The organism is Bifidobacterium reuteri DSM 23975, assembly GCF_000741695.1.
Lineage (GTDB): Bacteria > Actinomycetota > Actinomycetes > Actinomycetales > Bifidobacteriaceae > Bifidobacterium > Bifidobacterium reuteri.
In genome coordinates, this window is sequence record NZ_JGZK01000003.1 from 295842 (window position 1) to 317728 (window position 21887).

Annotated in this window: 16 protein-coding genes; 1 reads left to right on the forward strand and 15 read right to left on the reverse strand. The window is 60.5% G+C overall.

Annotated elements, in window-relative coordinates:
* Positions 1-7: 7 nt before the first annotated feature.
* From BREU_RS11470 to BREU_RS11475, 15 genes are all read right to left on the reverse strand, one after another.
* Complete coding sequence (locus tag BREU_RS11470; RefSeq protein ID WP_081886532.1) at positions 8-1162, reverse strand: restriction endonuclease subunit S; 1155 nt, start codon at positions 1160-1162, stop codon at positions 8-10.
* Complete coding sequence (locus BREU_RS03930; RefSeq protein ID WP_202962214.1) at positions 1162-2646, reverse strand: class I SAM-dependent DNA methyltransferase; 1485 nt, start codon at positions 2644-2646, stop codon at positions 1162-1164. Before BREU_RS03930 ends, BREU_RS11470 begins: the two co-directional genes overlap by 1 nt.
* A 42-nt stretch (positions 2647-2688) precedes the next feature.
* Positions 2689-4236 carry a chloride channel protein gene (locus BREU_RS03935; protein WP_044088430.1) on the reverse strand — a complete coding sequence of 516 codons (1548 nt, stop codon included), beginning with the start codon at positions 4234-4236 and terminating at the stop codon, positions 2689-2691.
* Positions 4237-4642: 406 nt separating this feature from the next.
* Entirely contained in the window at positions 4643-6028 is a 1386-nt protein-coding gene (gene tig / locus BREU_RS03940) for a trigger factor (protein ID WP_044088431.1), read from the reverse strand.
* A gap of 55 nt (positions 6029-6083) precedes the next feature.
* Positions 6084-7385, reverse strand: a complete 1302-nt coding sequence (locus BREU_RS03945; protein WP_044088433.1) for an HRDC domain-containing protein — start codon at positions 7383-7385, stop codon at positions 6084-6086.
* Positions 7382-8041, reverse strand: a complete 660-nt coding sequence (locus tag BREU_RS03950) for a DUF3000 family protein (RefSeq protein WP_044095814.1) — start codon at positions 8039-8041, stop codon at positions 7382-7384. The genes BREU_RS03945 and BREU_RS03950 overlap by 4 nt, the downstream gene beginning before the upstream one ends.
* An 81-nt stretch (positions 8042-8122) precedes the next feature.
* Positions 8123-9004 carry a pyruvate formate-lyase-activating protein gene (gene pflA / locus BREU_RS03955; RefSeq protein WP_044088435.1) on the reverse strand — a complete coding sequence of 294 codons (882 nt, stop codon included), beginning with the start codon at positions 9002-9004 and terminating at the stop codon, positions 8123-8125.
* 248 nt (positions 9005-9252) lie between these two features.
* Complete coding sequence (gene pflB, locus BREU_RS03960; protein ID WP_044088436.1) at positions 9253-11628, reverse strand: formate C-acetyltransferase; 2376 nt, start codon at positions 11626-11628, stop codon at positions 9253-9255.
* Between the two features lie 411 nt (positions 11629-12039).
* Entirely contained in the window at positions 12040-12240 is a 201-nt protein-coding gene (locus BREU_RS03965; protein ID WP_044088438.1) for a hypothetical protein, read from the reverse strand.
* 49 nt (positions 12241-12289) lie between these two features.
* The gene (locus BREU_RS03970; RefSeq protein WP_044088440.1) at positions 12290-13987 is read right to left on the reverse strand and encodes an NAD+ synthase; all 1698 of its coding nucleotides are present in this window, start codon (positions 13985-13987) and stop codon (positions 12290-12292) included.
* 32 nt (positions 13988-14019) lie between these two features.
* Positions 14020-15171: a M20 metallopeptidase family protein gene (locus BREU_RS03975; protein ID WP_044088441.1), complete on the reverse strand. Its 1152-nt coding sequence runs from the start codon at positions 15169-15171 to the stop codon at positions 14020-14022.
* Between the two features lie 288 nt (positions 15172-15459).
* Entirely contained in the window at positions 15460-16146 is a 687-nt protein-coding gene (locus tag BREU_RS03980; protein ID WP_044088442.1) for a methionine ABC transporter permease, read from the reverse strand.
* Complete coding sequence (locus BREU_RS03985; protein ID WP_044088444.1) at positions 16143-17285, reverse strand: methionine ABC transporter ATP-binding protein; 1143 nt, start codon at positions 17283-17285, stop codon at positions 16143-16145. The genes BREU_RS03980 and BREU_RS03985 overlap by 4 nt, the downstream gene beginning before the upstream one ends.
* A 191-nt stretch (positions 17286-17476) precedes the next feature.
* Positions 17477-18448: a MetQ/NlpA family ABC transporter substrate-binding protein gene (locus BREU_RS03990; RefSeq protein WP_044088445.1), complete on the reverse strand. Its 972-nt coding sequence runs from the start codon at positions 18446-18448 to the stop codon at positions 17477-17479.
* A 567-nt stretch (positions 18449-19015) separates the two neighbouring features.
* A complete protein-coding gene (locus BREU_RS11475; RefSeq protein WP_238566995.1) occupies positions 19016-20272 on the reverse strand; it encodes an ISL3 family transposase in 1257 nt (418 codons plus the stop codon).
* Between the two features lie 154 nt (positions 20273-20426).
* Between BREU_RS11475 and BREU_RS04000 the strand changes: the two genes are divergently transcribed.
* On the forward strand, positions 20427-21857 hold the full coding sequence (locus BREU_RS04000) for an ABC transporter permease (protein ID WP_052404689.1): 1431 nt from the start codon (positions 20427-20429) through the stop codon (positions 21855-21857).
* The last annotated feature ends 30 nt before the right edge of the window (positions 21858-21887 follow it).

Genomic DNA, 21887 nt, shown 5'->3' on the forward strand with positions numbered 1-21887 from the left:
GGAATTGTTATTCGGCGAAGTAGCTTTGGGCAAGGCTGTCGTAGAGGGTGTTGAGACGGTCAAGCTGCTGGCGGATGCAGGCCTTAAGGGATTCGACCTGCGTGACGAACTCGGCGAACTCGTTTTGGAGGGCGAGGGGCACCAACACAACTGGCAATTGCATCAAATTCGGTTTGGTGATGTTGGCCATGCTGCTATTCGCACCAGTCGCCATCGCGCTAATCCGACGATGCACAGAACGATTCACAAGCAACTGCCAAAGGAAGATAGGATTACACGTAGTCTCATCGAGATTGGCTTTCCATAGCAAATCTGATAGATACATATTCTTCGGATATTGCCACACGTATCCAGTAGATCCCACCAATTGAACTGTGTTCTTTCGATTGATGATCACATCACCATGTTTGATCTCATGGTCAGGATTCGGAACATAATCGAAAGGCAAATATTTGATCTGCGTTTCATCGAAAGTATTCGATGCCACGGCACTGGTTTTCAAGACAAGATTGATGCAACGCTCTTTACTTGCGAGACTTTTCCCAGATGAAAAACTCTTCACGTAATGCGACACTGTTGTTCGCTCTTGAATATCGCCAAACATTTCGACGAAGCGGGATTGGATGAGTTCGTCGGCTTTGTCGAGCATCTGCTTGGCGACATCAGTTAATCTCGATGCTGCTTCCAGTGTAGAAACAATCTCATGCTGCACATCCAAAGAAGGAACAGGAATCATCATGTCCGAAAGAGTCTTCTTAGATAACTCTTTAAACGTTGCACCATGACCCATATGTTGCAATCGCTTGTTCTGCGATTTCAAGAAACAATACAAGTATTCATTGAATATAGCATCAGAACAAATAAGATTCTTAAATCCCTGATTACAGTACATATCGCGTCCAGCGATCGCTACTTTGCCAATGGGAGCACGGGAGGAAAGTAAAACAGTACCTTTTGGTAATAGTGGCAACTTCTTGCTTAATACCCCAGCCTCAGTCAGAGTTCTTTGCGTATCCGTAATTATGTGGCTGTCATTAGATATTTCCGCAGGAGTTACCCACGGCAACCCACCATCCCAGTATTCCGGTTTAGTACTATTTGGAGTAGTACCAGAAACGATGTGGCAAACGTCTCCAAGTCGTACAACAGTTCTCTCCCCCATCACTCACCATCCTTGGCGAGCATGGCGTCGAGGGCGCTGAGACCGCTCACGAACTTGGCATTGAGTTCGCGTAGTTCGGCCATGAGCTGGCTGGTTGGCGGGTATTCCTTCTTCTCGTATTCGACTTTCACATACTTGTTGAAGCTGAAGTCATAATCCTGCTCGACGATGTCGTCGCGGGTCACGAAGAAGCTCTGCTCGGTGCGTTCGCGCGCGTCCTCGGCATCCAAGTGCGCCCAACGTTCGAGAATATCCGGAATATCGTTATGGCTCACGTCCTCGTCGCGCTTGTCGTCCAGCGTGAAGCCGTCATGCTCCATGTTGTACAGCCACACCTTGTCGGTGCTGTTCGGCGCGTCGGTTTTCGTGAACACGAGAATCGCGGTGCTCACGCCCGAATACGGCTTGAACACGCCGGAAGGCATGTAGATGATAGCCTCCAGACGCTGATGGTCCACCAGTTCACGGCGCAGTTCACGGTACGCCTTCGCATTGGAGCGGAACAGCACGCCATTCGGTACGATGCACGCGCACCGGCCGCCGAGCTTCAGCATGCGCAGGAACAGGGCCACGAACAGGAGCTCCGTCTGCTTGGTCTGGACGATCGACTTCAGCGAATCGTCAATGTCCTCCACGTCCAGAGAACCGGTGAACGGCGGATTCGCGAGGATTACATCAAACCGGCTGCGAATCGTGTTGAGTCTCGACAGACTGTCCTGATTGCGCACATCCGGATTCTCCACGCCGTGCAGCAGTAAGTTCATCGCGGAAATGCGCACCATCGTCTGATCGGTGTCGAATCCGGTGAACTGTTCGCCCTCGAACAGGTTCCAATCCTCAGCGCTCATCGCATCGCCGTGATGGGCGCGAATCCATTCGGCGGCGGAGATCAGGAATCCTGCCGTGCCACAGGCCGGGTCTCCTATGAGCTGACCGGGTTTCGGATCGAGCAGGCCGACCATCAGGTCACGAATGTGCTTGGGTGTACGGAACTGGCCGTTCGCGCCGGCAGTGTTGAGCTTGCTCAGCATGTATTCATACAGGTCGCCGAGATCATCCTGGTCCCTGACCACGTTCGTCAGCAGATCATCGATGCCGGAGACCGCACGCTCCAATGTCTTCGGCTTATTGAATCCGAATGACGCATCCTCCATGCTTTCGGCGAATGCGTTGCCGGTGTGCAGGGTCTTCAGGGGAACGGAACACCTGCTGGGAGACCACGGCGAACATCTGCTCTGCCGGCAGGTTCTTGAACCGGCTCCAGCGCAATGCCTGACCTCCGGGGTCTGCGGGAAGGTGAGTTTGGTGGCCGGTACGCCGGTCAACTGCGCCATCTGCTCGGCTTCCAGCTCCTTGTCGTCCAGCGACTTCATGAACATGAGATACGTGAGCTGGCTGATCACCTCAAGCGGATTGGTGATGCCGCCCTCCCACATGCGTTGCCAGATGTCATCGACCTTGCTTTTCGTGGCCCCGGTGATCATGAGCACCTTTCCATTCGTTCCGTCACAATTGAATATTCCTCATTACTGTACCGGATGTCCGGCGGTCTCCCGGCGTTTCATGCCATCCAGCACCCACTTGGAGACCAACGCGGAGGCGGCTACTGCCAATCCGACCGGCACGAAGAACGTGATCGGCGCTTCGGTCAGCTCCATTACGAGGCACATGGCCATGAGCGGGGCCTGCTGGGATGCGGCCAACAACGCAGCCGCGCCGATCAGCGCGCAAGCGGTGACCGAATCGGCGGGGAAGGCGAACATCCAGACAAGTCCCAGCATCGCGCCGAGCGTGGAACCCAACGCGATGCCCGGCTGGAGCACGCCGCCGGACGCGCCGGAGCGTATGGTCATCAGCGTGATCAGCGCCTTGGCAGCGAACGTCAAGGCCAGCACGCCCAGAATCATCCCGACGTGGGAGAGCGTCAGCACCGTGCCGGCGTTGGGCGCAACGCCGGAGCCGAAATCGAGCCACGAATCGGCGACTGAGCCAGTGACGGATGCACCCGAAGACGCAACGGTACCGGACGCACCGGCGGATGATCCAGTACCATCGACCGCGCCACCGACGACGCCGCTCCCTCCGCTCAGCAGCGTCCACGGCGACGCAGCAGCGGAATCCGACGACTGAGCGGCACCGGAAGGTCCGGCGACCTCGGGAATGAACGTGCTGAAGCCAAGCTGTGCGGCGGCACGGCCGTTGCCCATCACCTGCGGCACGAACACCGCCACCAGACCGGTCACCAGACCAGCAAGCGGCATCTGCCACAGGATAGCGCGTCCGGCCGGCTGATGCGCCTGTGCCCATGAGGATCCTTTGCGGAACCAAGCTCCTACCACGCCGCATGCCGCGCCGCACAACAGAGCGAACAGCATCAGTGTCGGCGTGGAAGTGGGCTGCATGGCGGTAATGTCGTAGAACGTGTGATGGCCCTTGATGGCGGCCGCCACGAACGCAGCCACCGCAGACATGCCCAGACCGAATGCCACCTTCTCGAGCGTCACGTCCACCAGCAGAATCTCCACGGCGAAGAACATGCCGGCCAACGGCGCGTTGTAGACGCCACCCAGACCAGCGCCGGCCGCCACTGCCACTACCATGCGGCGGTCGATGCCACTATCGCCCTCGATATGCAGCAAATCGCAGAACCGCTGGGCGAGCATCGCACCAAGTTCGCGCGGTGCGACCTCCCGGCCGATCGACGCGCCGGAACCAACAATGAAGATCTGCAGCACGACATGCAGCACGGTCTGCCAGACCGGCATCCGCTCCCCCGCCACAGCCTTCTTGACCGACGGCACTTTCGTGGTCTTGTGCCTCAGCAAATACCAGACCACACCGGCGACCGTCATGCCGAGCGTCACCGAAATCAGCCGGCGCATCGCAGGCACACCGAACGGACCGGGCAGTCCCGAGCCCTCGATGTAGCCGAGCATCACATGTTCGACACCGTAGAGCAACAGTGTCAACAGTCCTGCGCCCGCACCAATGACCGAGCCAAGCGTGAGTACGGCGAGGATGATCCAGCCGAGGCGTTTTCCATCGAGTTGTGCGTTCGTCTGCGTGTGTGTCATTGCGCCAACTCCTCATGTTCTGTCTTGTTTGTCGTCCGCCTCTGTGGCTCTCGTTCCGGAAGCGACCCGTGAAGGGTAGGAGCGTACAGGGGCTTCCGCGGAAACGGAATCGTCATGTGCTCCATCGCAAGACTACCCCTCAGTCGCTCCGCCGACAGCTCTCATGATAAGGGAGCCGAGAAATGGGGGCGAACACTGCCAACAGCTCGCATGACAAGAGAACCGAGATGTGGCCGACCATCGCCGACAGCTCTTGTGGCAGGGGAACCGGTTGCGTACCGCATTGGGGCAACTCACACCTACCAACCCGATGCGGGGAGCCAAATATAACAGAGCCCGGAACCGTATGGGTTCCGGGCTCGAACAGTCACGCTCCAGCGATCACGCTATTGCGAGACGGTCATGCTCACTCGGCGTCGGCAGCCTTGTCCTCGTCGGACTTGGACAGCTCGTCGGCCACGGCAGCGGCTGCGGAAGCGGCCTCGACGGACTCGGCTTCCTCATCCTCGGCAGCTTCGCCCAGGAAGCCGGAGAGGTCGACGACCTCGCCGTCGGCGGTGAACTTGACGGCGCGCATACCGGCGAGCAGGCCCTTGGAGCGGCCGACTTCCTGCACGGCGGAGCCAAGCTGGCCATTCTTGATGATGGCCTGGATGAAGGCGTTCGGATCCATGCCGTACTGCTGGGCAATGGAGGCGAGGAAGTTGAACACGTCGGCCTGGGAGACCTTGACGTCCAGCTTCTGGGCCAGAGCGTCGAGAACCATCTGGTCGCGCAGATCCTTCTCCACGTTCTTCTCAGCCTCGGCCTTCTGCTCGTCGGTGGCCTTCTCCGGATCCGGGGTCATGCCCTTGAGCTGCTCTTCAACCATCTTGGCCTTGACGCCCTTCGGCACCGGGATCTCGAGGCCTTCCTGCAGCTTGGCGATGAAGGCGTCGCGGGCCTCAGTGGCCTGACGGCCTTCGGCGTCCTGACCGGCAGCCTTGCGAATGTCGGCCTTGAGCTCGTCCAGAGTATCGAACTCGGAAGCCTCGGAAGCGAACTCGTCGTTCAGCTCCGGCAGCTCCTCGGCCTTGACGGAGTTGACCTTGACCTTGACCTGAGCCTTCTGGCCTTCGTGCTCGCCGGCTTCCAGCGTGCCTTCGAAGGTGGTCTCTTCGCCGGCGGACAGGCCGTCCAGAGCCTCATCCAGACCGTCGAGCATGGTGTTGGAGCCGAGCTCGTAGCTCACGCCTTCCTGGGAGTCCACGACCTCGCCGTCGATCTCGGCGCTCAGGTCGATGTTGGCGAAATCACCCTTGCCGGCCGGACGGTCCACGCCGACCAGGGTGCCGAAGCGCTGGCGCAGGGCCTCAAGACGCTTGTCGACGTCCTCATCCTTGACTTCCGGCTTGGAGATGGCGATCTCCATGCCCTCGACCTCAGGCAGCTCGATGTCGGGGCGACGTTCCACGGTGGCGGTGAACTTCAGCTTGGTCTCATCCTTGGCGGACTGCGGAACATCCTGCACATCGAACTCCGGCTGATCCATCGGGTGGATCTGCTTCTCCTCGAGAGCCTTGGAGTACAGCTCCGGCACGGCGTCGTTCACGGCCTCGCCGGCGACGGCGGCGAAACCGATGCGCTGGTCGATGATCTTGCCGGGCACGTGGCCCTTACGGAAGCCGGGAACGTTCACCTGCTTGGCGATTTCCTTGCGAGCCTTGTCCAGGAACGGGTCAAGCTCTTCCGGGTCGACGGTGATGGTGAGCTTCACCTTGGTGGGCTCGAGGTTACGAACGCTGATCTTCACGCTAATGACTCCTCAAAAGTCGTTGAATCTTATACATCTGCCGTTAAGGCAACCTCTACATGATAGCGCCACTTACGGACGGTGCAATAAGACGAACCTGCCAGTCCCGTGCGCCCTGTTCGCGCAGGAATGCTTCGACATCCAAATTCGCAGCATCCTCCGCCCAGCATAGGTTGCGCACGATCTGAGGTTTGATGACGATCTCAGCCGGGGTACGTGTATCCACTGCGATCTGATTGATGACCTTGCGCACCCGCTGCAACCGTTCATAACGATCAGGATGCCGTTGCTTCCACAGGCGCATGGATCGTGGCGCATTGATCAGGCCACTCTCATCCTGATCCGGCACGGGCATCTGCGGCCATTGACCGGGTTTGAGCGCCAAGGCCCTGTCAATGGCGGTCTTCCATGTCTTGGGTTTGACGGCACGCTGGATCGGGGCGTACCGTTCGAACATTTTGTCCTGTTCGGTCCCGGTGTGAATACGTACACGCTCGTTGAGCGAGCGAATCATACGGAATTGCGCAGCGTTATGCGGTTTTTTCTGTGCGGCCTCGATGATGGACGAATCGGCCAGCAGAAGGCTGGGGGCGATGTCATAGTGCCGCGCGAGCCGGTCACGCTCCTCCCATAGCGATTTCGCTATGGCCAGGGCCTGCCGGTCACGGCTCAGCTCCGTTATGCGGGAGATGCGCATCCACGGCACGGGGTGCGGTTTCTTGGGCTCCATGCCCTTGCGCAACGCGTAATCGAATTCCTCGTTCGCCCATTCCTCTTTGCCTGATGCCTTGAGGTCACGGCGCATGAGGGTTTCCAATTCGATGAGCACTTCGACGTCGAGCGCCGCATAGTTGCGCCAATCACGGGGCAACGGACGGTATGACCAATCAGCGGCGGAATGCTCCTTGGCCAACGTGATGCCCAGATACCGTTCGGTGACCGCGGCCAGGCCGAAGCGATGCATGCCCAGCAACCGTGCGGCGATCTCCGTGTCGAACAATCCTTGGGGCTTGAGACCGATATCGGCGAATCCCGGCAGGTCCATCAGGGAGTCGTGCAGAATCCATGTCGATTGTCCGACAGCCTGATTGAATGCGGCCCAATCCGCCCCGGCCTGGGTCAGGGCGATAGGGTCAAGCAGGATGATGCCCGCGCCTTCGCGCTTGAACTGGATCAGCCAATCCTCATGGCCATAGCGGAATCCGGAGGCGCGTTCGGCGTCGGCTGCCAACGAGCCGGAGGCATTGGCCAATGACTCGCAGGCCTGGTGGTATTGATCAAGTGTCGCAATGACATCGGGCACTCCCCCACGGGGTTCTTTCAATAGCCGTGGCTGAGTGTCGTAGACGTCGCTCACCTGTCGTCATCCTCCTCGCTCCGAACAACGGATGCCATGAATGCGGCCCACGCATTCACTTGTGCGCCGGCGTCCATAGTACCGTCAGCACCGACGACGTCAAGCGGCGTCCATGAAACCCGTATCTCGCATCCGGCGCTGGCACGGGCGGCAATGCCTCCGAACGAGGTGTTCTGGTTGACGGTCACCGTGCCGGAGAGGGGAATCAGGTCCATGTTCACCAGATGATCGCACATGCCGTCCCAATACATTTCGGGAGCCAGCGAATCGTTCTCGGCAGGGGCGAGCGGAAGCCGTGCGAAGGCCACACACCTCCACCGCGAGCCCCATTCCGCACGGGGCTCATGGCAGTAGAGCACCATCACCCATCCGGTGCCCGCGTCCTGCGGGAAGCCGGACATGTCGTCGGCTGCATGGGCAGCAGCAGCATCGGCAGCAGCACCGCCGAAACGGGCATGCCCTGCTTCCAGCTCCACGCCGATGCCGTAGTCGGCCAACGTGGAAGGCACAGGAATCTCCCGATATCGGACGCCGGGAAGATGAGGCATGGCGTTCACCGATTCGACCGCCGCCCACAGCTCATCAGGCACACCTTGAGGCCGAAGGAGCCGCCCATCATTGGGCGAGCCCGCAGGAAACACGTAGATGCTGGCCATACCTACCAGACTACGGTTGATTCGCCGGGAATTCGGTATTGAAGCACATTTCCCTCGGCCATGTCGCCGGCATCGGCGTCGTCAGTAGACGGTGAAGCCGTGGTCCTTGAACTGGTTGGCCACACGTTCACGAGTCGCTGCATTCGGGCCCTTCTGATTCTCCAGCGGATATGGAATGCGCAGCTCGTGCCACTTCGGACGGCCGAGCTGATGGAAGCCGAGCACGTCGATGTGTTCCACGGCGTCGCCGAAGGTCTCGCAGATCCGGGCCACTTTCTCGACGTTCTCCTCGGAGTCGGTCAGACCTGGAACCAGCACAAACCGCACCCAGATCTTCTTGCCCGCCTTGGCGAGTCGCTGGCCGAAGTCGATGGTGGGTTGCAATGTACCGCCGGTGACCTTGTGATAGGTCTCCTCATCGCCGGATTTCACGTCGAGCAGGCACAGGTCGATGTCTTCGAGCATCTCATCGGTGTAGTTGGTGTTCAGGAACCCGGAGGTGTCAAGACAGGTGTGCACGCCCATCTCCTTGGCTGCATGGAAGACGCGCGAGACGAACGCCGGCTGCATCATCGACTCGCCACCGGAGAAGGTGATGCCGCCATGGGTCGCTTTGAACAGGTCCTTGTACCGATCCACTTTTTTGATCATGGCATCCAGATAGACAGGCTTGCCGTCACGCATCTTCCAAGTATCCGGGTTCTGGCAGTACTGACAGCGCAGTGGGCAGCCGGACATGAACACGGTCATGCGGGTTCCCGGTCCATCCACGGAGGTGTTGATGTCCCACGAATGAACGAAACCGATATCCCCTGATTTAAGCGCCTTGATACGGTCACGCCGGTCGAGTCCGATCGGTGATTCAAAGCCGGATAGGCCTCCCATCAGCGTCTGGGAGGCATAGGTCTTGGATTCACGCAGCATGTGGCGCGTGGTGGTGCGGAACTGGTCTCCGGGCATCATTGTCCTCCTGTTCCTTGAAAAAGATGCGAGAGTCTATTGCGAGAGCCTATTGAGTTCTTACAGGTTGGGGGTTCTTGTTCATCGAGTTGGCATCGGGAAACCCCATCCGCATGCCGACGTTTCTTCCCTTCACTGTTGTCGTGACGCCCTCGCCCCTGAGGGAAGTGCAGGGGCGGGCCATAAAGAAGGGGTGGGACTTCGCCCACCCCTTCATTGCTCTACCGTGTTACCGGTGGTGTCACCTCGAATCAGTCGGTGACGGCACCCTGGTGGAAGGTGCGGGAGATCACGTCGAGCTGCTGCTCCTTGGTGAGCTTGACGAAGTTCACCGCGTAGCCGGAGACGCGCACGGTCAGGTGCGGGTACTTCTCCGGGTGCTCGACGGCGTCCTCCATGGTCTCCTTGCGCAGCACGTTGATGTTGGCGTGGTAGAGACCGTGGCCGTTGCCGGCGTCGAGGATGCCGACCAGGTTGCCGATGCGCTCGTCCTCGTCGCGGCCGAGGCCATCGGGGGTGATGGTGTTGGTCAGCGAGATGCCGTCAAGGGCGTCGTTGTAGTCGATCTTGCCGACGGAGAACATGGACGGCAGCATGCCGTGGGAGTCCATGCCGTTCTCCGGGTTGGCGCCCGGAGCGTACGGGGTGCCCTTCTTGTGGCCGGACGGGAAGGAACCGGTGTTCTTGCCGTACTCCACGTTGGAGGTGATGGTCAGAATGGACTGGGTCGGGACGGCGCCACGGTAGACGGGCAGGCGCTTGACCTGGCCCATCACAGTGGAGACGACCCACTTGGCGATGTCATCGGCGCGATCATCGTCGTTGCCGTAGATCGGGAACTCGCCGTCGGTGCGGTAGCCCACGACCAGATCGTCATCGGCGCCTTCGACGTACTCGTACTCGTGGCCTTCGAGGTTCTTGGCCTCGGCGTTGGTGATCGGGTAGACCTTGGCGTACTTGATGGCGGCCAGGGAGTCGGCGGCGATGGACAGACCGGACATGCCGCAACCGAGGGTGCGGTACACCTCCTTGTCGTGCAGGGCCATCTCGATGGACTCGTAGGCGTACTTATCGTGCATGTAGTGGATGATGTTCAGCGCCATGACGTAGGTCTCGGACAGCCATTCGAGGGCCTTCTCGTAGTTGTTCTTGACCTTCTCGTAATCCAAGGAGCCGTCGGCCTCGGGCTTGATCGGGTCGATGACGCCCTTGTCGATGACCTGCATGCCTGTCATCTCGTCGCGGCCGCCGTTGATGGCGTACAGCAGGGCCTTGGCGGAGTTCACGCGGGCGGCGAAGAACTGCATCTGCTTGCCCACACGCATCGGGGAGACGCAGCATGCGATGGCGGCGTCGTCGCCCCAGTGGGAGCGAATCTCCTTGTCGGACTCGTACTGGATGGCCGAGGTGTCGATGGAGATCTTGGCACAGAAGCGCTTGTAGCCTTCCGGCAGCTTCGGATCCCAGAAGATGGTGATGTTCGGCTCCGGGCCAGGTCCAAGGTGCTCGAGGGTCAGGGTGTTGAGCAGACGGAAGGACGTCTTGGTGACCAGTGGGCGTCCGTCATCGCCGAAACCGGCATCGGACCAGGTCGCCCAGTACGGGTCACCGGAGAAGATGTTGTCGTAGTCCTTGGTACGCAGGAAGCGCACGATGCGCAGCTTCATGACGATGTTGTCGATGAGCTCCTGGGCGTCGGTCTCGGTGATCTTGCCGGCCTTGAGGTCGCGCTCGATGAAGCAGTCGAGGAAGGCGGAGTTGCGGCCGAAGGACATGGCGGCGCCATCCTGGGACTTGATGGAGGCCAGGTAGCCCATGTAGGTCCACTGCACGGCTTCCTGAGCGTTCTGAGCCGGACGGGACAGGTCGAGGCCGTACTCGTTGCCGAGGTTGATGAGCTTCTTCAGGGCCTTGATCTGCTCGTCGTGCTCCTCGCGGAAGCGGATCCAGTGCTCGATCTCCGGCTCGGTGAAGTCGTTGCGGTACGGCACGGAGTCCTTGTCACGCTTCTTGAAGGCGATCAGCTTGTTGACGCCGTACAGGGCCACACGACGGTAGTCGCCGATGATGCGGCCACGGCCGTAGGCATCCGGCAGGCCGGTGAGGATCTTGTTGTGGCGGGCGACCTTGATCTGCTTGGTGTAGACGCCGAAGACGCCGTCGTTGTGGGTCTTGCGGTACTTGGTGAAGATCTTCTTGATCTCCGGGTCCGGCTCCTTGCCGGCTTCCTTGATGGCCTGCTCGACCATGCGCCAACCGCCGTTCGGCATCATGGCGCGCTTGCACGGGACGTCGGTCTGCAGACCGACGATCACATTGTCGATCTCCGGGGACTCGATGTAGCCGGCCGGGAAGGCGTCGATGTCGGCCGGGGTGTGGGTATCCACGTCGTAGACGCGCTGCTTGCGCTCCACGGCCAGATAGTTGTCATCAAGGTACTTCCACAGATGCTTGGTCTTCTCGGTGGCGGGGGCCAGGAACGATTCGTCGCCCTCGTACGGGGTGTAGTTCTTCTGGATGAAGTCGCGGACGTCAATGTCCTTCTGCCAATTGCCTTCGGCGAAGCCATCCCACGCCTTGGCCTCGAGCTCCTCCTGGAAGACAGCGGCATTCTCTACTGCGGTCATGTCACTCCTTTAATGGGGTTGCGGTTTCGCATCTTCACGGAACCATTAATGCTCAGTGTAGTTTGCACATTCTTATGAAAGGCTGAATTCATGCGTGAGCTATCTCACATTCACTTGTGAGCGTTATCATTCCAACGCCTTTGGGCCGGTCCAACATGTCCGCGAGATGCCAACACCTACGAAAAACGCTCATGGCGGTATGTATCCATGAGCGTTTATTCACTATGCGGACATGTTGCGGCCACTGGCGTCCTATGCTGATAGTTCGTGGATGAAACACCTAGCCCATCATCCTGCTCTGCTGGAAAACTCGTCCTGCAATTGCCACATAAATGCGCCGGAGCAGCCACAGGCGGACCGAATCCGCCCCAGCCCCTCCGGCGCCTCTCACAGCCTCGCGCCCCCGTGGAATCAGCGATGATATCCTTCACCGCGCCAACGGCGATCCTGTTCCTCCCACTTGGCATTGCGGTCGGTCACGATATCCCAGGCGTGCTCGGCATCCTCCTTGGTCTTGTACGGGCCCATGCGCTGCTCGATCGGCGATATGGGACCGAGCTCGGCCTTGCCTTTGACCATGTTGAAATACCATTGCTTGTCGTTGTCACTCATGGCGTCCCCTTTCTACCCGCATATCGAAATACCGCATATCCACGGTACATCACTCGCGGAAGGCGTTGGTGACAGGCAGACGCCGGTCGCGTCCGAAGGCGAGAGCGGTGACCTTGGGACCAAGCGGATACTGACGCCGCTTCCATTCGGCGCGGTCCACCAGACGCATCACGGTGTCGACCGTGGTCTCATCGAACCCGTCCGCCAGCAGGTCGGCACGGCCATGCGCATGTTCGATGTACGCGGCGAGCACCTTGTCGAGCAGAGCGTATTCGGGCAGGGAATCGGAATCCTTCTGGCCGGGGCGCAACTCGGCCGATGGGGCCTTCTCGATGGACGCGACCGGAATCATCACGCCGTTCTTCAGCGGCACTCCCGCGTTGCCCTCCTCGTTGCCCACGATCTTCAGCCCGCCGATGCCCACGCCGGCCGCCGCGGCGCGATTGCGCCAACGGCTGACTTCCCAGACACGCGTCTTCAGCAGATCCTTGATGGGCGCATAGCCGCCCACGGCGTCGCCATAGATGGTCGAGTACCCGCAGGCGAGCTCCGACTTGTTGCCAGTCGCCACTGCGAGCAGTCCACGTGAATTGGAACTGGCCATCACAATGACACCGCGGATGCGAGCCTGGAGGTTCTCGGCGGACACGCCATCGAGATGCAATTGCTGCTGGTATGCGTTGAACAATGGCTCGATGGGCTGCACCTCATAATGGGCGCCGATGTTCTTCGCCAGTTCGGCGGCGTCGTCCTTGGATCCGTCTGAGGAGTACATCGATGGCATGGAGATGCCCCACACGTTCTCCCCGCCGCAGGCGTCGGCGGCCATCGCGGCCACCAGCGCGGAATCGATGCCGCCGGACAGGCCCAGCGTGACGCCGGTGAAATGGTTCTTGGCCATGTAGTCCTTGAGACCGAGCACACAAGCGGTGTAGATCTCCTCGTCCGGATCGGGAAGGTCGGCGATGGACGCCTTCGTCTGATGGCTCGCTTGCGAGTCGAAATCCCAGAAGGTCAGATTCTCCATGAACATCGGGCTGCGCTCGATCAGGGTGCCGTCGGCATCCACCACAAAGCTGCCGCCGTCGAACACGAGGTCGTCCTGACCGCCGACCTGGTTGAGGTAGATGACCGGCGCCTTGACCTCCGCGGCACGACGCTGCGCGAGTTCGAGACGGGTGTGGGTTTTGCCCTCCTCATACGGCGAGCCATTGATGGTGAGCAGCAGATCGATACCCTTGCCTGCCAGATCGGCCACCGGTCCGCCATCCTGCCAGATGTCCTCGCAGATGGCCACGCCGATGGTGGCGCCGTTCACGTCCAGAGTGAGGGAGCGATCGCCCGACGAGAAGATGCGGAATTCGTCGAAGACGCCGTAGTTGGGCAGGAAATGCTTGTCATAGCCGGCCCAGACCACGCCCTCATGCAGTACGACCAGTCGATTGCGCGGCTTGCTCGTGGCATGGTCAGTGCCGACGGTGCCCACGACCACGAACAGGCCGCCCAGACCTTCCTGGGCGAGCTGTTCGGCAAGTTCATTGGCCTTGACCCATGCGGCCTGTCGGAACGTGCGGCGCAGTGCCAAGTCCTCAATCGGGTAGCCGGTAAGAGTCATCTCCGGGAATACGACCACTTGGGCGTCGCCTGCGGCGGCCTTACGGGAGTAGTCGAGCACCTTGGCGGCATTGGCGTCAAGCGCGCCGACGCAGGTGTCAATCTGGGCGAGTGCAAAACGAAGCTGTGTCATGGTTCTCCAGTGTAGCGCCGGCACCGCTCAGCTCAGCGCAGCTTTTCGATCACGCGCAAGGCGGCGTTGACGTAGAAGTTCACAAAGGTCGGGATCGCTTCATCCAAGCCGATGAAGTGCGGGCTGTGCCAGTCGGCGCAGCCTTCCTGACCATTCGAACCCACGAACGCGAACACCAGACGGGTGACTTTGCCGAATTCGCAGAAGTCCTCCCCCGCCATGGATTGACGAATCGGCTCAAGCTGGGCGTACTCGTGCACATCGGCTGCCACGGCCTTGGCCAGGTCGGGGTCGGAGACGAGCGGATCCTGGAAATCGTCCCAATCCACATCGGCTTTGATATCGTACGCCTCGGCGGTGTGATGGACGATCTCCTTGAATCGACGTCCCACCAGCTCGCCATCCTCCTTGTGGAAGTACCGGACCGTGCCTTGGAACCCGGCCTCGGCAGGCACCACGTTCCACACATCGCCTCCGTGCACTGCGGTCACCGAAAGCACCAGCGGATGGAATGGCGTCACATTGCGGCTCACGATGGTCTGCAGGCTCAGGATCATGCTGGCCAATGCCTCGAGCGGACCGGTGCCCTTGTATGGGTATCCGGCGTGGGTGCCCTGTGCGTGCAGATTCACATGGAACTTCACGCAACCGGCCATCATGGGCTCGGTGCCGATGGCCAGCTGGCCGGGCGCATAGTTCGGATTGTTATGCGTGCCGATGATGGCGTCCACATCATCCACGAGACCGGCATCGATCACCGCGCGGGCTCCCCGACCGGTCTCCTCGCTGGGCTGGAAGACGATCTTGATCGAACCGGCGAACCGGTCGCGATGCTCGGCGAGCCAGAAGGCTGCGCCGAGCAGGCCGGTCATATGCAGATCATGGCCGCACGCATGCATCACGCCTGCATTGACCGAGGCGAAGTCCAGTCCTGAGGCTTCGGCGACCGGCAATCCGTCGATGTCGGCCCTCAGCGCGATACGCGGTCCCGGACCGGCTTCACCTTGGATTAGTCCCACGACACCGGTCTCCATCGGATTCTCGAGGACCTCGATGCCATGGCTCTTGAGCTGATCAGCCAGATAGATGGAAGTGTCGTATTCCTTGAATCCGAGCTCGGGATGGGCGTGCAGATAGTGACGGATGGTGACGAGTTCGGGATCGATCTCAATGTGTTCACTCATAGTTGCCGATTCTAGTGGTCCGTCTCACACAATTAATTGAGGGATTCAGCTTGTTCTCTCCCCCAGTCAGCTTCGCTGACAGCCCCCTCGTCAGAGGGGGCCAACACCACTCAACCAATTACGAGACGGACCACTAATGATGTCATATGTTCTGTAATGTCTCATAGTTGTTGGTGAAACAGCGGGCGAATCGTCAATCAAACGCCCGCCGTCTCACAACAGCGCGCCGCGGGTTATCCGCCCACAGCATTGCTGCACGCCGTTTCAGCCGAAATTCGCCGACTACGGTCATTGCTGGCGCTTGAGCAGTCGCTTGGCGATGGCGTTGGCGATGCCCTGCACCACCTGAACCAGCACGATCATGATGACCACGGCGGTCCAGGTCACGGTCTGATCGAACTTCTGGTAGCCATAGGCGATGGCGAAGTTACCCAGACCGCCGCCGCCGATGTATCCGGCCATCGCGGACATGTCGAGGACGCCGATGAACAGGAAGGCGTAGGCCAGGATGAGCGGGGCCAAAGCCTCGGGAATGAGCACCGTGCGGATGATGGTGAGCTTGCTGGCACCCATCGAACGCGCGGCTTCGATCATGCCCGGATCGACCGGCACCAGGTTCTGCTCCACCAGACGCGAGGTGGCGAAAGTGCACATCACCACCATCGGGAAGATGGCCGCCACGGTGCCTATCGACGTGCCGACCACCACGATGGTGAGCGGCTGCATGGCCGCGAGGAAGATGATGAACGGAATGGGACGCACGATGTTGACGATGACGTCCAGGATGCGGTAGACCACAGCGTTCTCGAACAGGTTGCCGGGGCGGGTGCCGTAGAGCACCACGCCGAGGATGAGTCCGAGGAATCCGCCCACCACCAGGGTGATGAGCACCATGGTGAGCGTCTGGCCGATGGACTGGAACAGCAGTGGCTTGAGAACGTTCCAGTCGCTGTTGGAATTGGCGAGGGTGATCATGCCTGTGCTCCTTCCGATGATTCGGGCGCGTATCCGGCTACGGCATCGGCGTAAGCCACGGGCCGGGCCGCGGTGCCAAAATCGATGACGTCGCTGTTGAGGGCGAGTTCGGCGAGGAAGTCTCCCACCTCACGCTCCCCTCCCTTGAATTCGTAGGTGATGGCGCCGATGGCGGAGCCACGCACGGTGTCGATGCCACCGTAGAGCAGGCTCGACTCGATGCCGTGCTTGGCGATGAGTCCGGAGATGTTCTGTCCAGAGGCTGCGATCGTACGGCCGCTGCCCTCGTCGGACACGTCCTTCTGGCGGATGAGCACGGTGACGATGCGGCCGGACCATTCGGCATGCAGCCGCTCCACACGGCTCTCCTCAGGCAACCCGGACAGTGCAGTTGCGATGAATCGCTTGGTGACCGGTTGCTGGGGCGCGGCGAACACGTCGTAGACATCTCCGGATTCGACCACGCGTCCCGAGCTCATCACCGCAACGCGGTCCGCGATCTGCTGGACCACGTTCATCTGGTGTGTGATGAGCACGATGGTGATGCCGAACTCCGCATTCACGCGCTTCAGCAAAGCGAGCACCTCGGTGGTGGTTTCCGGGTCGAGCGCGCTGGTGGCCTCGTCGGCGAGCAGGATCTCCGGATTGGTGGCGAGTGCACGGGCGATGCCGACACGTTGTTTCTGGCCGCCGGAAAGCTGCGAAGGATATTTGTCGGCATGCTCGGACAGTCCGACGAATTCCAGCAATTCCGCCACACGGCGATCCTGGTAATCCTTACGCCAATGGTCAAGCTGGAGCGGATACGCGATGTTCTGCGCCACGGTTTTCGTGGAGAACAGGTTGAACTGCTGGAAGATCATACCGATTTTCTGGCGGATGGGCCGCAGCTTCGATTCGCTCATCCCCGTGATATCCGTACCGAGCACGGTCACCGTGCCGCTGGTGGGCCGTTCGAGCGCGTTGATCAGACGGACCAGCGTGGATTTGCCTGCGCCGGAATAGCCGATGATGCCGAAGATGTCGCCCCGGTTGATGGTCAAACTCACATCATCAACCGCGCGGGCCACGCCGGCATTGCGCCCGCGGACCTTGAATTCCTTGACCACGTGATCGAACGTGATGATGGGGTCGCTCATGGTGCTCCCTGGTTGTTGTATCAATTGCAAATGCCGTATGGCATGATGACGGGCGGGCGGGATCCATGTTCCGTCCCGCCCGTGGAATCTGCCGCCGGTAACGGCAAACCATCGTACCCGGACGGCGGATAATCGCAATGGATGACGCACAAGTTCGATCACCCATGACGCCACCGCCCGTGTAGCGGCGCTTACTTGGCCTTGGCGTCCTTCTCGATGTCGGCGAGGAAGCCCTGAAGCTCCTGAGCGCTGAACTTATCGGCGAAGACCGCGGTGCCACCGGACTTCTCCTGCAGCGCGTCAAGCACGTCCTGCTCGTGGAAGATGTCGACGAGCTTCTTGTAGGTCTCGTTGTTCACGTCAGCCTTGCGGGCGACCCACACGTTGATGTACGGACGGGCCTCCTCGGATTCGGCGTCATCCTGGTAGATGGCATCCTTCGGGTCGAGGCCCGCATCAGCGACGTAGTCGTTGTTGATCACACCGGCTGCGATGGTCGGGTCCTTCAGCGTGGTGGCCACCTGTTCGGCCTTGAGCGGGGTCACCTTGACCTTGCTCTTGGCCTCGTCGATGTCGGCCGGCGTGGAGAACGCGGTCCAGTCGCCCTTGAGGGTCACGAGGCCGGCGGCCTTGAGCACGCCGATGGCGCGGGCCTGGTTGGTCTCATCGTTTGGGATGGTGACGGTGGCGCCCTGCTGGATGTCCTTGATGTCCTTGACCTTGGTGGAGTAGACGCCCAGCGGGTAGATGGCGGTGCCGCCGATGGGCTGGAGGTCCTTGTTGTTGCTCACGTTGTAGTTGGCCAGGTAGAGCAGGTGCTGGAACTCGTTCAGGTCAAGTTCGCCGGAATCGAGCGCCGGGTTCTCGGAGGTGTAATCCTGGAAGTCCACGATGTCCACGTAGATGCCGGCCTTCTCGGCCTTCTGCTTGAAGAGGACCCATTCGGGATCGGTGGCGCCGACCACGCCGATCTTGACCGGGTTGTCCTTGCTGCCCTTGGCTGCGGACTCGTTGGCACCGGCGAAGGCGCGGTAGCCGAAGAACGCGGCCACCGCGATGATGGCCACGACCACGATGGTGATGATGATGTTGCGGGCGGTGTGGTTCACACGCACCGGTTCGTTGTTGTTGGCCGGGGTTGCCGGCTGGGTTGCTGCTGTCATTGTTTCCCTCTCTTGTCTTCGTGTGTCCCGGGATATTCATGCATTTCCCCGGAGGAGCTTGCCGCTCAAGTGCGGTCAGCTGCGATGACGATTCATAACAATAACGTGTCGGAATACGAAAAATGGCGGAATACAGCCAATTACCGTATAGACGTTAGTTATGACAGGCATGCAAGCGCCGTCAGCACAGGTCTTGATAACGGGTCATAACGGTTCAGCCATATGGTTTTCAAGCACTTTTGTCCACAATGCGAACGGAATTATGGGACACACTCGGCTCATCTATGGGCATCGGAAGCCTGTCTAATGAAACCTCGACGTGGAACCTCCCCAGCCTTCTTCTCCCCAAACGTACGCTGAGCGACGGTCAGTGTACGCTTGCTGAGAAAGAAAGGCGTGAAGCCTCACCAAACGTACGCTGAGCGGGATCTCGCGAGATAGGCTGGGCATGACACCCGAACTCACCGCCAACACGACAACGATACGCGAGGATTAGGAACCAATGTTTCGACAATGAAACAAAAGACGGAGAATGGCTTTATTAGAGGCTTCTGCTGTTTTCGTGGGTTAGTTGGTGGGTTGGGGTAGTCGGATGTCGAGGCCGCCGCATCGGAGCATGATCAGGCTGATGAGGTTGTCGACGTGGTGGAAGCCGTAGGCCATGCGGATGGTGACCTTGATCCTGTTGTTGAACGCCTCGAGCCTGGCGTTGGAGTAGCCGAGTTCGATGGTGCGCAGGATGTCGGGGCGGCGTCTCCTGATCTTTTTGGAGAGTTCGACGATTTCGGGGATGCGGCTGTGGGACGCCCAGAACACCCAGCGTTTGAGTTCCGCGGTGGCCTGTCCGATGGGGTGTTTGAGCAGGTTGCGCAGGAGCTCCTTGAGCTGCCAGGCGCGGTAGAGCTGTCCCTTGGGATCCGTGTTTCCCAATGCGGTGAGGGATTCGTCCTGACGGTCGGTCAATTGGTCGGGGTTCTTCAGGACCGCGTATTTGACGCCGCGCATGCGCTTGACGCCCTCCTGGTCGCCGCCGCGCCTCGCGTCGTTCCACAGGCGCTTCCTCACCTTGTCGAGCGCGTCGGTCATCCAGCTGACGATGTGGAACCCGTCGAGCACGCGCTCGGCGTTCGGGCACCACTGGCTAACGCATGAGTCGATCCACTTCGCGCCGTCGCCGGTGACGACCCGGATGGAGGCGCGCTGCTCGTCGGTGAGCTGTTGGAAGAACAGGTCGAACACGTCCCTGCCGTACCCGTCGTGCGCCCAGATCACGCGCCCGCGCTCGTGGTCGACGACGACGGTCAGATACGTGTGGCCCTTCCTGTAGCTGGTCTCGTCCACGCCGATCGACGTGAGATGGTCGAACGGCGAGGGCATCGCGGCCTTCAGCCGGCCTGCGACCCTATGGGCGATGTCTCCGGCGGTCCTCCATGCGACGTGCAGGAACCCGCTCACGGTCTTCTGATTCGCGACCGTCATCAGCCACGCGCACTCCGCCTCGAAATCACGCGTGAACCGGCTTCCCGGCTCCGCCCACGGCACCTGGGCGACGACCACGCCGCACTCCGGGCACTCCACGCGCGGCATGTCGGCGACCAGCTCCACCCGCCAGCAGCCGAAATCCTGATGACGCCACCGGCGCACCCCGCCGCCACGGTCATAGCCCGGGCGCTTCCGCCCGCATCTCGAGCATCTGAGCTTGCCCGCGCGCGGGCGCACCCGCACCTCGAGCACGGGTTCGGGGCGCATGGGCCCGTCGACGATGCGGACGTTCTCGACGACCATGCCTTTGACGTTGAGGAGCTGTTTGAATATGCTGTTCATCAGGCGCTTTTCGGTTGTGTTTTTCTTGGTCGATGAACATCCTAACCAAAAAGCGCTCTTCTCTTACCGGTTCAACGCCTCACCGGCAAACAACCACCCACGAAAACAGCAATAGCGCCTCATTTACTCGTCTGCGGCGGTGCTCGCGGGAGGTGTGGTCGGCGACCTCATCGGCCTGGCCGGTCTGCCGTTCGTGTTCACCAAGCGCATGCTGCACATCCTTTATGTGATCCCGACATATCCGCTCATCATCGACTGGCGTATCGGCATCGGTGGCATCCTGCTGTTCCTCGTGCTCATCACCGGCAGTGCGATGGCCGTGTGCGCGGGCTCGCTGCGCTTGCAGCCGGCAGAACTGCTGCGCCCGAAGGCGCCGAAGGCCGGCAAGACCATCGTGCTGCAGCGCATCGGATTCATCTGGAACCATCTGAGCTTCCTCGGCAAGGTGACCGCGCGCAACCTGTTCCGCTACAAGTCCCGTGCGCTCATGGTCATCGTCGGCGTACTCGGATGCACTGCGCTGATGACCGCCGGTTTCGGCATGGCGTCCTCCGCGATGACGATGATGCCCCGACAGTTCGGTGAAATCGCCACCTATGACGTGATGGCCGTGACCAAGCCAGCCGACCACGAGAAGGCGCAGAAGGCGCTGGACGGCGACAATGCGGTGGAGTCATCGGTCCCGTTGCATCTGGAGAGCGCGACGCTGTCCGCGGGCGGTGCCGAGGACGGCAAGCTGACCGTGCAGCTCATGGTCATCCCGGACGGCGAGTCGCTCGACGGCTACCTTGACCTGCATACGACGGACGGCCAGGCCATCGCGCTGGACGAGGGGAGCGAGGCGGCTGCGGTCATCACGGCCAACGCCGCGAAGACCTTCGGTCTTGACGCCGGCGGCACGGTCGAAATCGCCGATGCGATGATGGACACCGCCCAAGTGAAGGTCACTGGCGTGGCCCAGTACTACACCGGCAACATCGTGGTCATGTCCGAAGCCGCCTACCGGGCCGCGTTCGACGTGGACGATGATGCGGACCTCGCGCTCAACGCCGACCTCATCAAGGTGAAGGGCGACGACGACGCGCAGATCGCGTTCGCCGACGACCTGGCCGAGCAGGACGAATACCTGACGGTGGTGAGCACCGCGAAGCAGACGCGCGACTTCACCAAGAGCTTCCTCATCTTCTTCGTGATGATCGGCTTCATCGTGGTCATGGCGGCGATCCTCGCGGTGGTGGTGCTCTACACGCTCGCCTCCACGAACATCTCCGAGCGCGAACGTGAGCTCGCCACCATCAAGGTGCTCGGCTTCCGCAAGAAGGAGGTGCATGGCTACGTCAACAAGGAGATGCTGTTGCTGGCCGTCATCGGTATCGCCATTGGCCTGCCATGTGGTCGCGGTCTGCTTGGATTCCTGCTGGGCCAGCTCGACCTGCCCGGCATGAATATCGTGCCGCATGTGGCCTGGTACTGCTACGCGCTCGCCGCGCTGCTGGCGTTCGGTTTCACGGTGATCGTGGAGAAGGCCACGAACAAGTCGCTCGACCGCATCGACATGGTCGGCGCCCTGAAAAGCCCCGAGTGATGTTGTTGCGGTGAGATGCTGCATGGCTGT

Excerpts from the sequence above, each read along its gene's own strand:
- BREU_RS03965 (WP_044088438.1), bottom strand. The coding sequence starts at position 12,240 with ATGAGTGACAACGACAAGCAATGGTATTTCAACATGGTCAAAGGCAAG.
- BREU_RS03985 (WP_044088444.1), bottom strand. The coding sequence starts at position 17,285 with ATGAGCGACCCCATCATCACGTTCGATCACGTGGTCAAGGAATTCAAG.
- BREU_RS11475 (WP_238566995.1), bottom strand. The coding sequence starts at position 20,272 with ATGAACAGCATATTCAAACAGCTCCTCAACGTCAAAGGCATGGTCGTC.
- BREU_RS03990 (WP_044088445.1), bottom strand. The coding sequence starts at position 18,448 with ATGACAGCAGCAACCCAGCCGGCAACCCCGGCCAACAACAACGAACCG.
- BREU_RS03980 (WP_044088442.1), bottom strand. The coding sequence starts at position 16,146 with ATGATCACCCTCGCCAATTCCAACAGCGACTGGAACGTTCTCAAGCCA.
- pflA (WP_044088435.1), bottom strand. The coding sequence starts at position 9,004 with ATGATGCCCGGAGACCAGTTCCGCACCACCACGCGCCACATGCTGCGT.
- BREU_RS03975 (WP_044088441.1), bottom strand. The coding sequence starts at position 15,171 with ATGAGTGAACACATTGAGATCGATCCCGAACTCGTCACCATCCGTCAC.
- BREU_RS11470 (WP_081886532.1), bottom strand. The coding sequence starts at position 1,162 with ATGGGGGAGAGAACTGTTGTACGACTTGGAGACGTTTGCCACATCGTT.
- BREU_RS03930 (WP_202962214.1), bottom strand. The coding sequence starts at position 2,646 with ATGATCACCGGGGCCACGAAAAGCAAGGTCGATGACATCTGGCAACGC.
- BREU_RS03935 (WP_044088430.1), bottom strand. The coding sequence starts at position 4,236 with ATGACACACACGCAGACGAACGCACAACTCGATGGAAAACGCCTCGGC.
- BREU_RS03970 (WP_044088440.1), bottom strand. The coding sequence starts at position 13,987 with ATGACACAGCTTCGTTTTGCACTCGCCCAGATTGACACCTGCGTCGGC.
- pflB (WP_044088436.1), bottom strand. The coding sequence starts at position 11,628 with ATGACCGCAGTAGAGAATGCCGCTGTCTTCCAGGAGGAGCTCGAGGCC.
- BREU_RS03950 (WP_044095814.1), bottom strand. The coding sequence starts at position 8,041 with ATGGCCAGCATCTACGTGTTTCCTGCGGGCTCGCCCAATGATGGGCGG.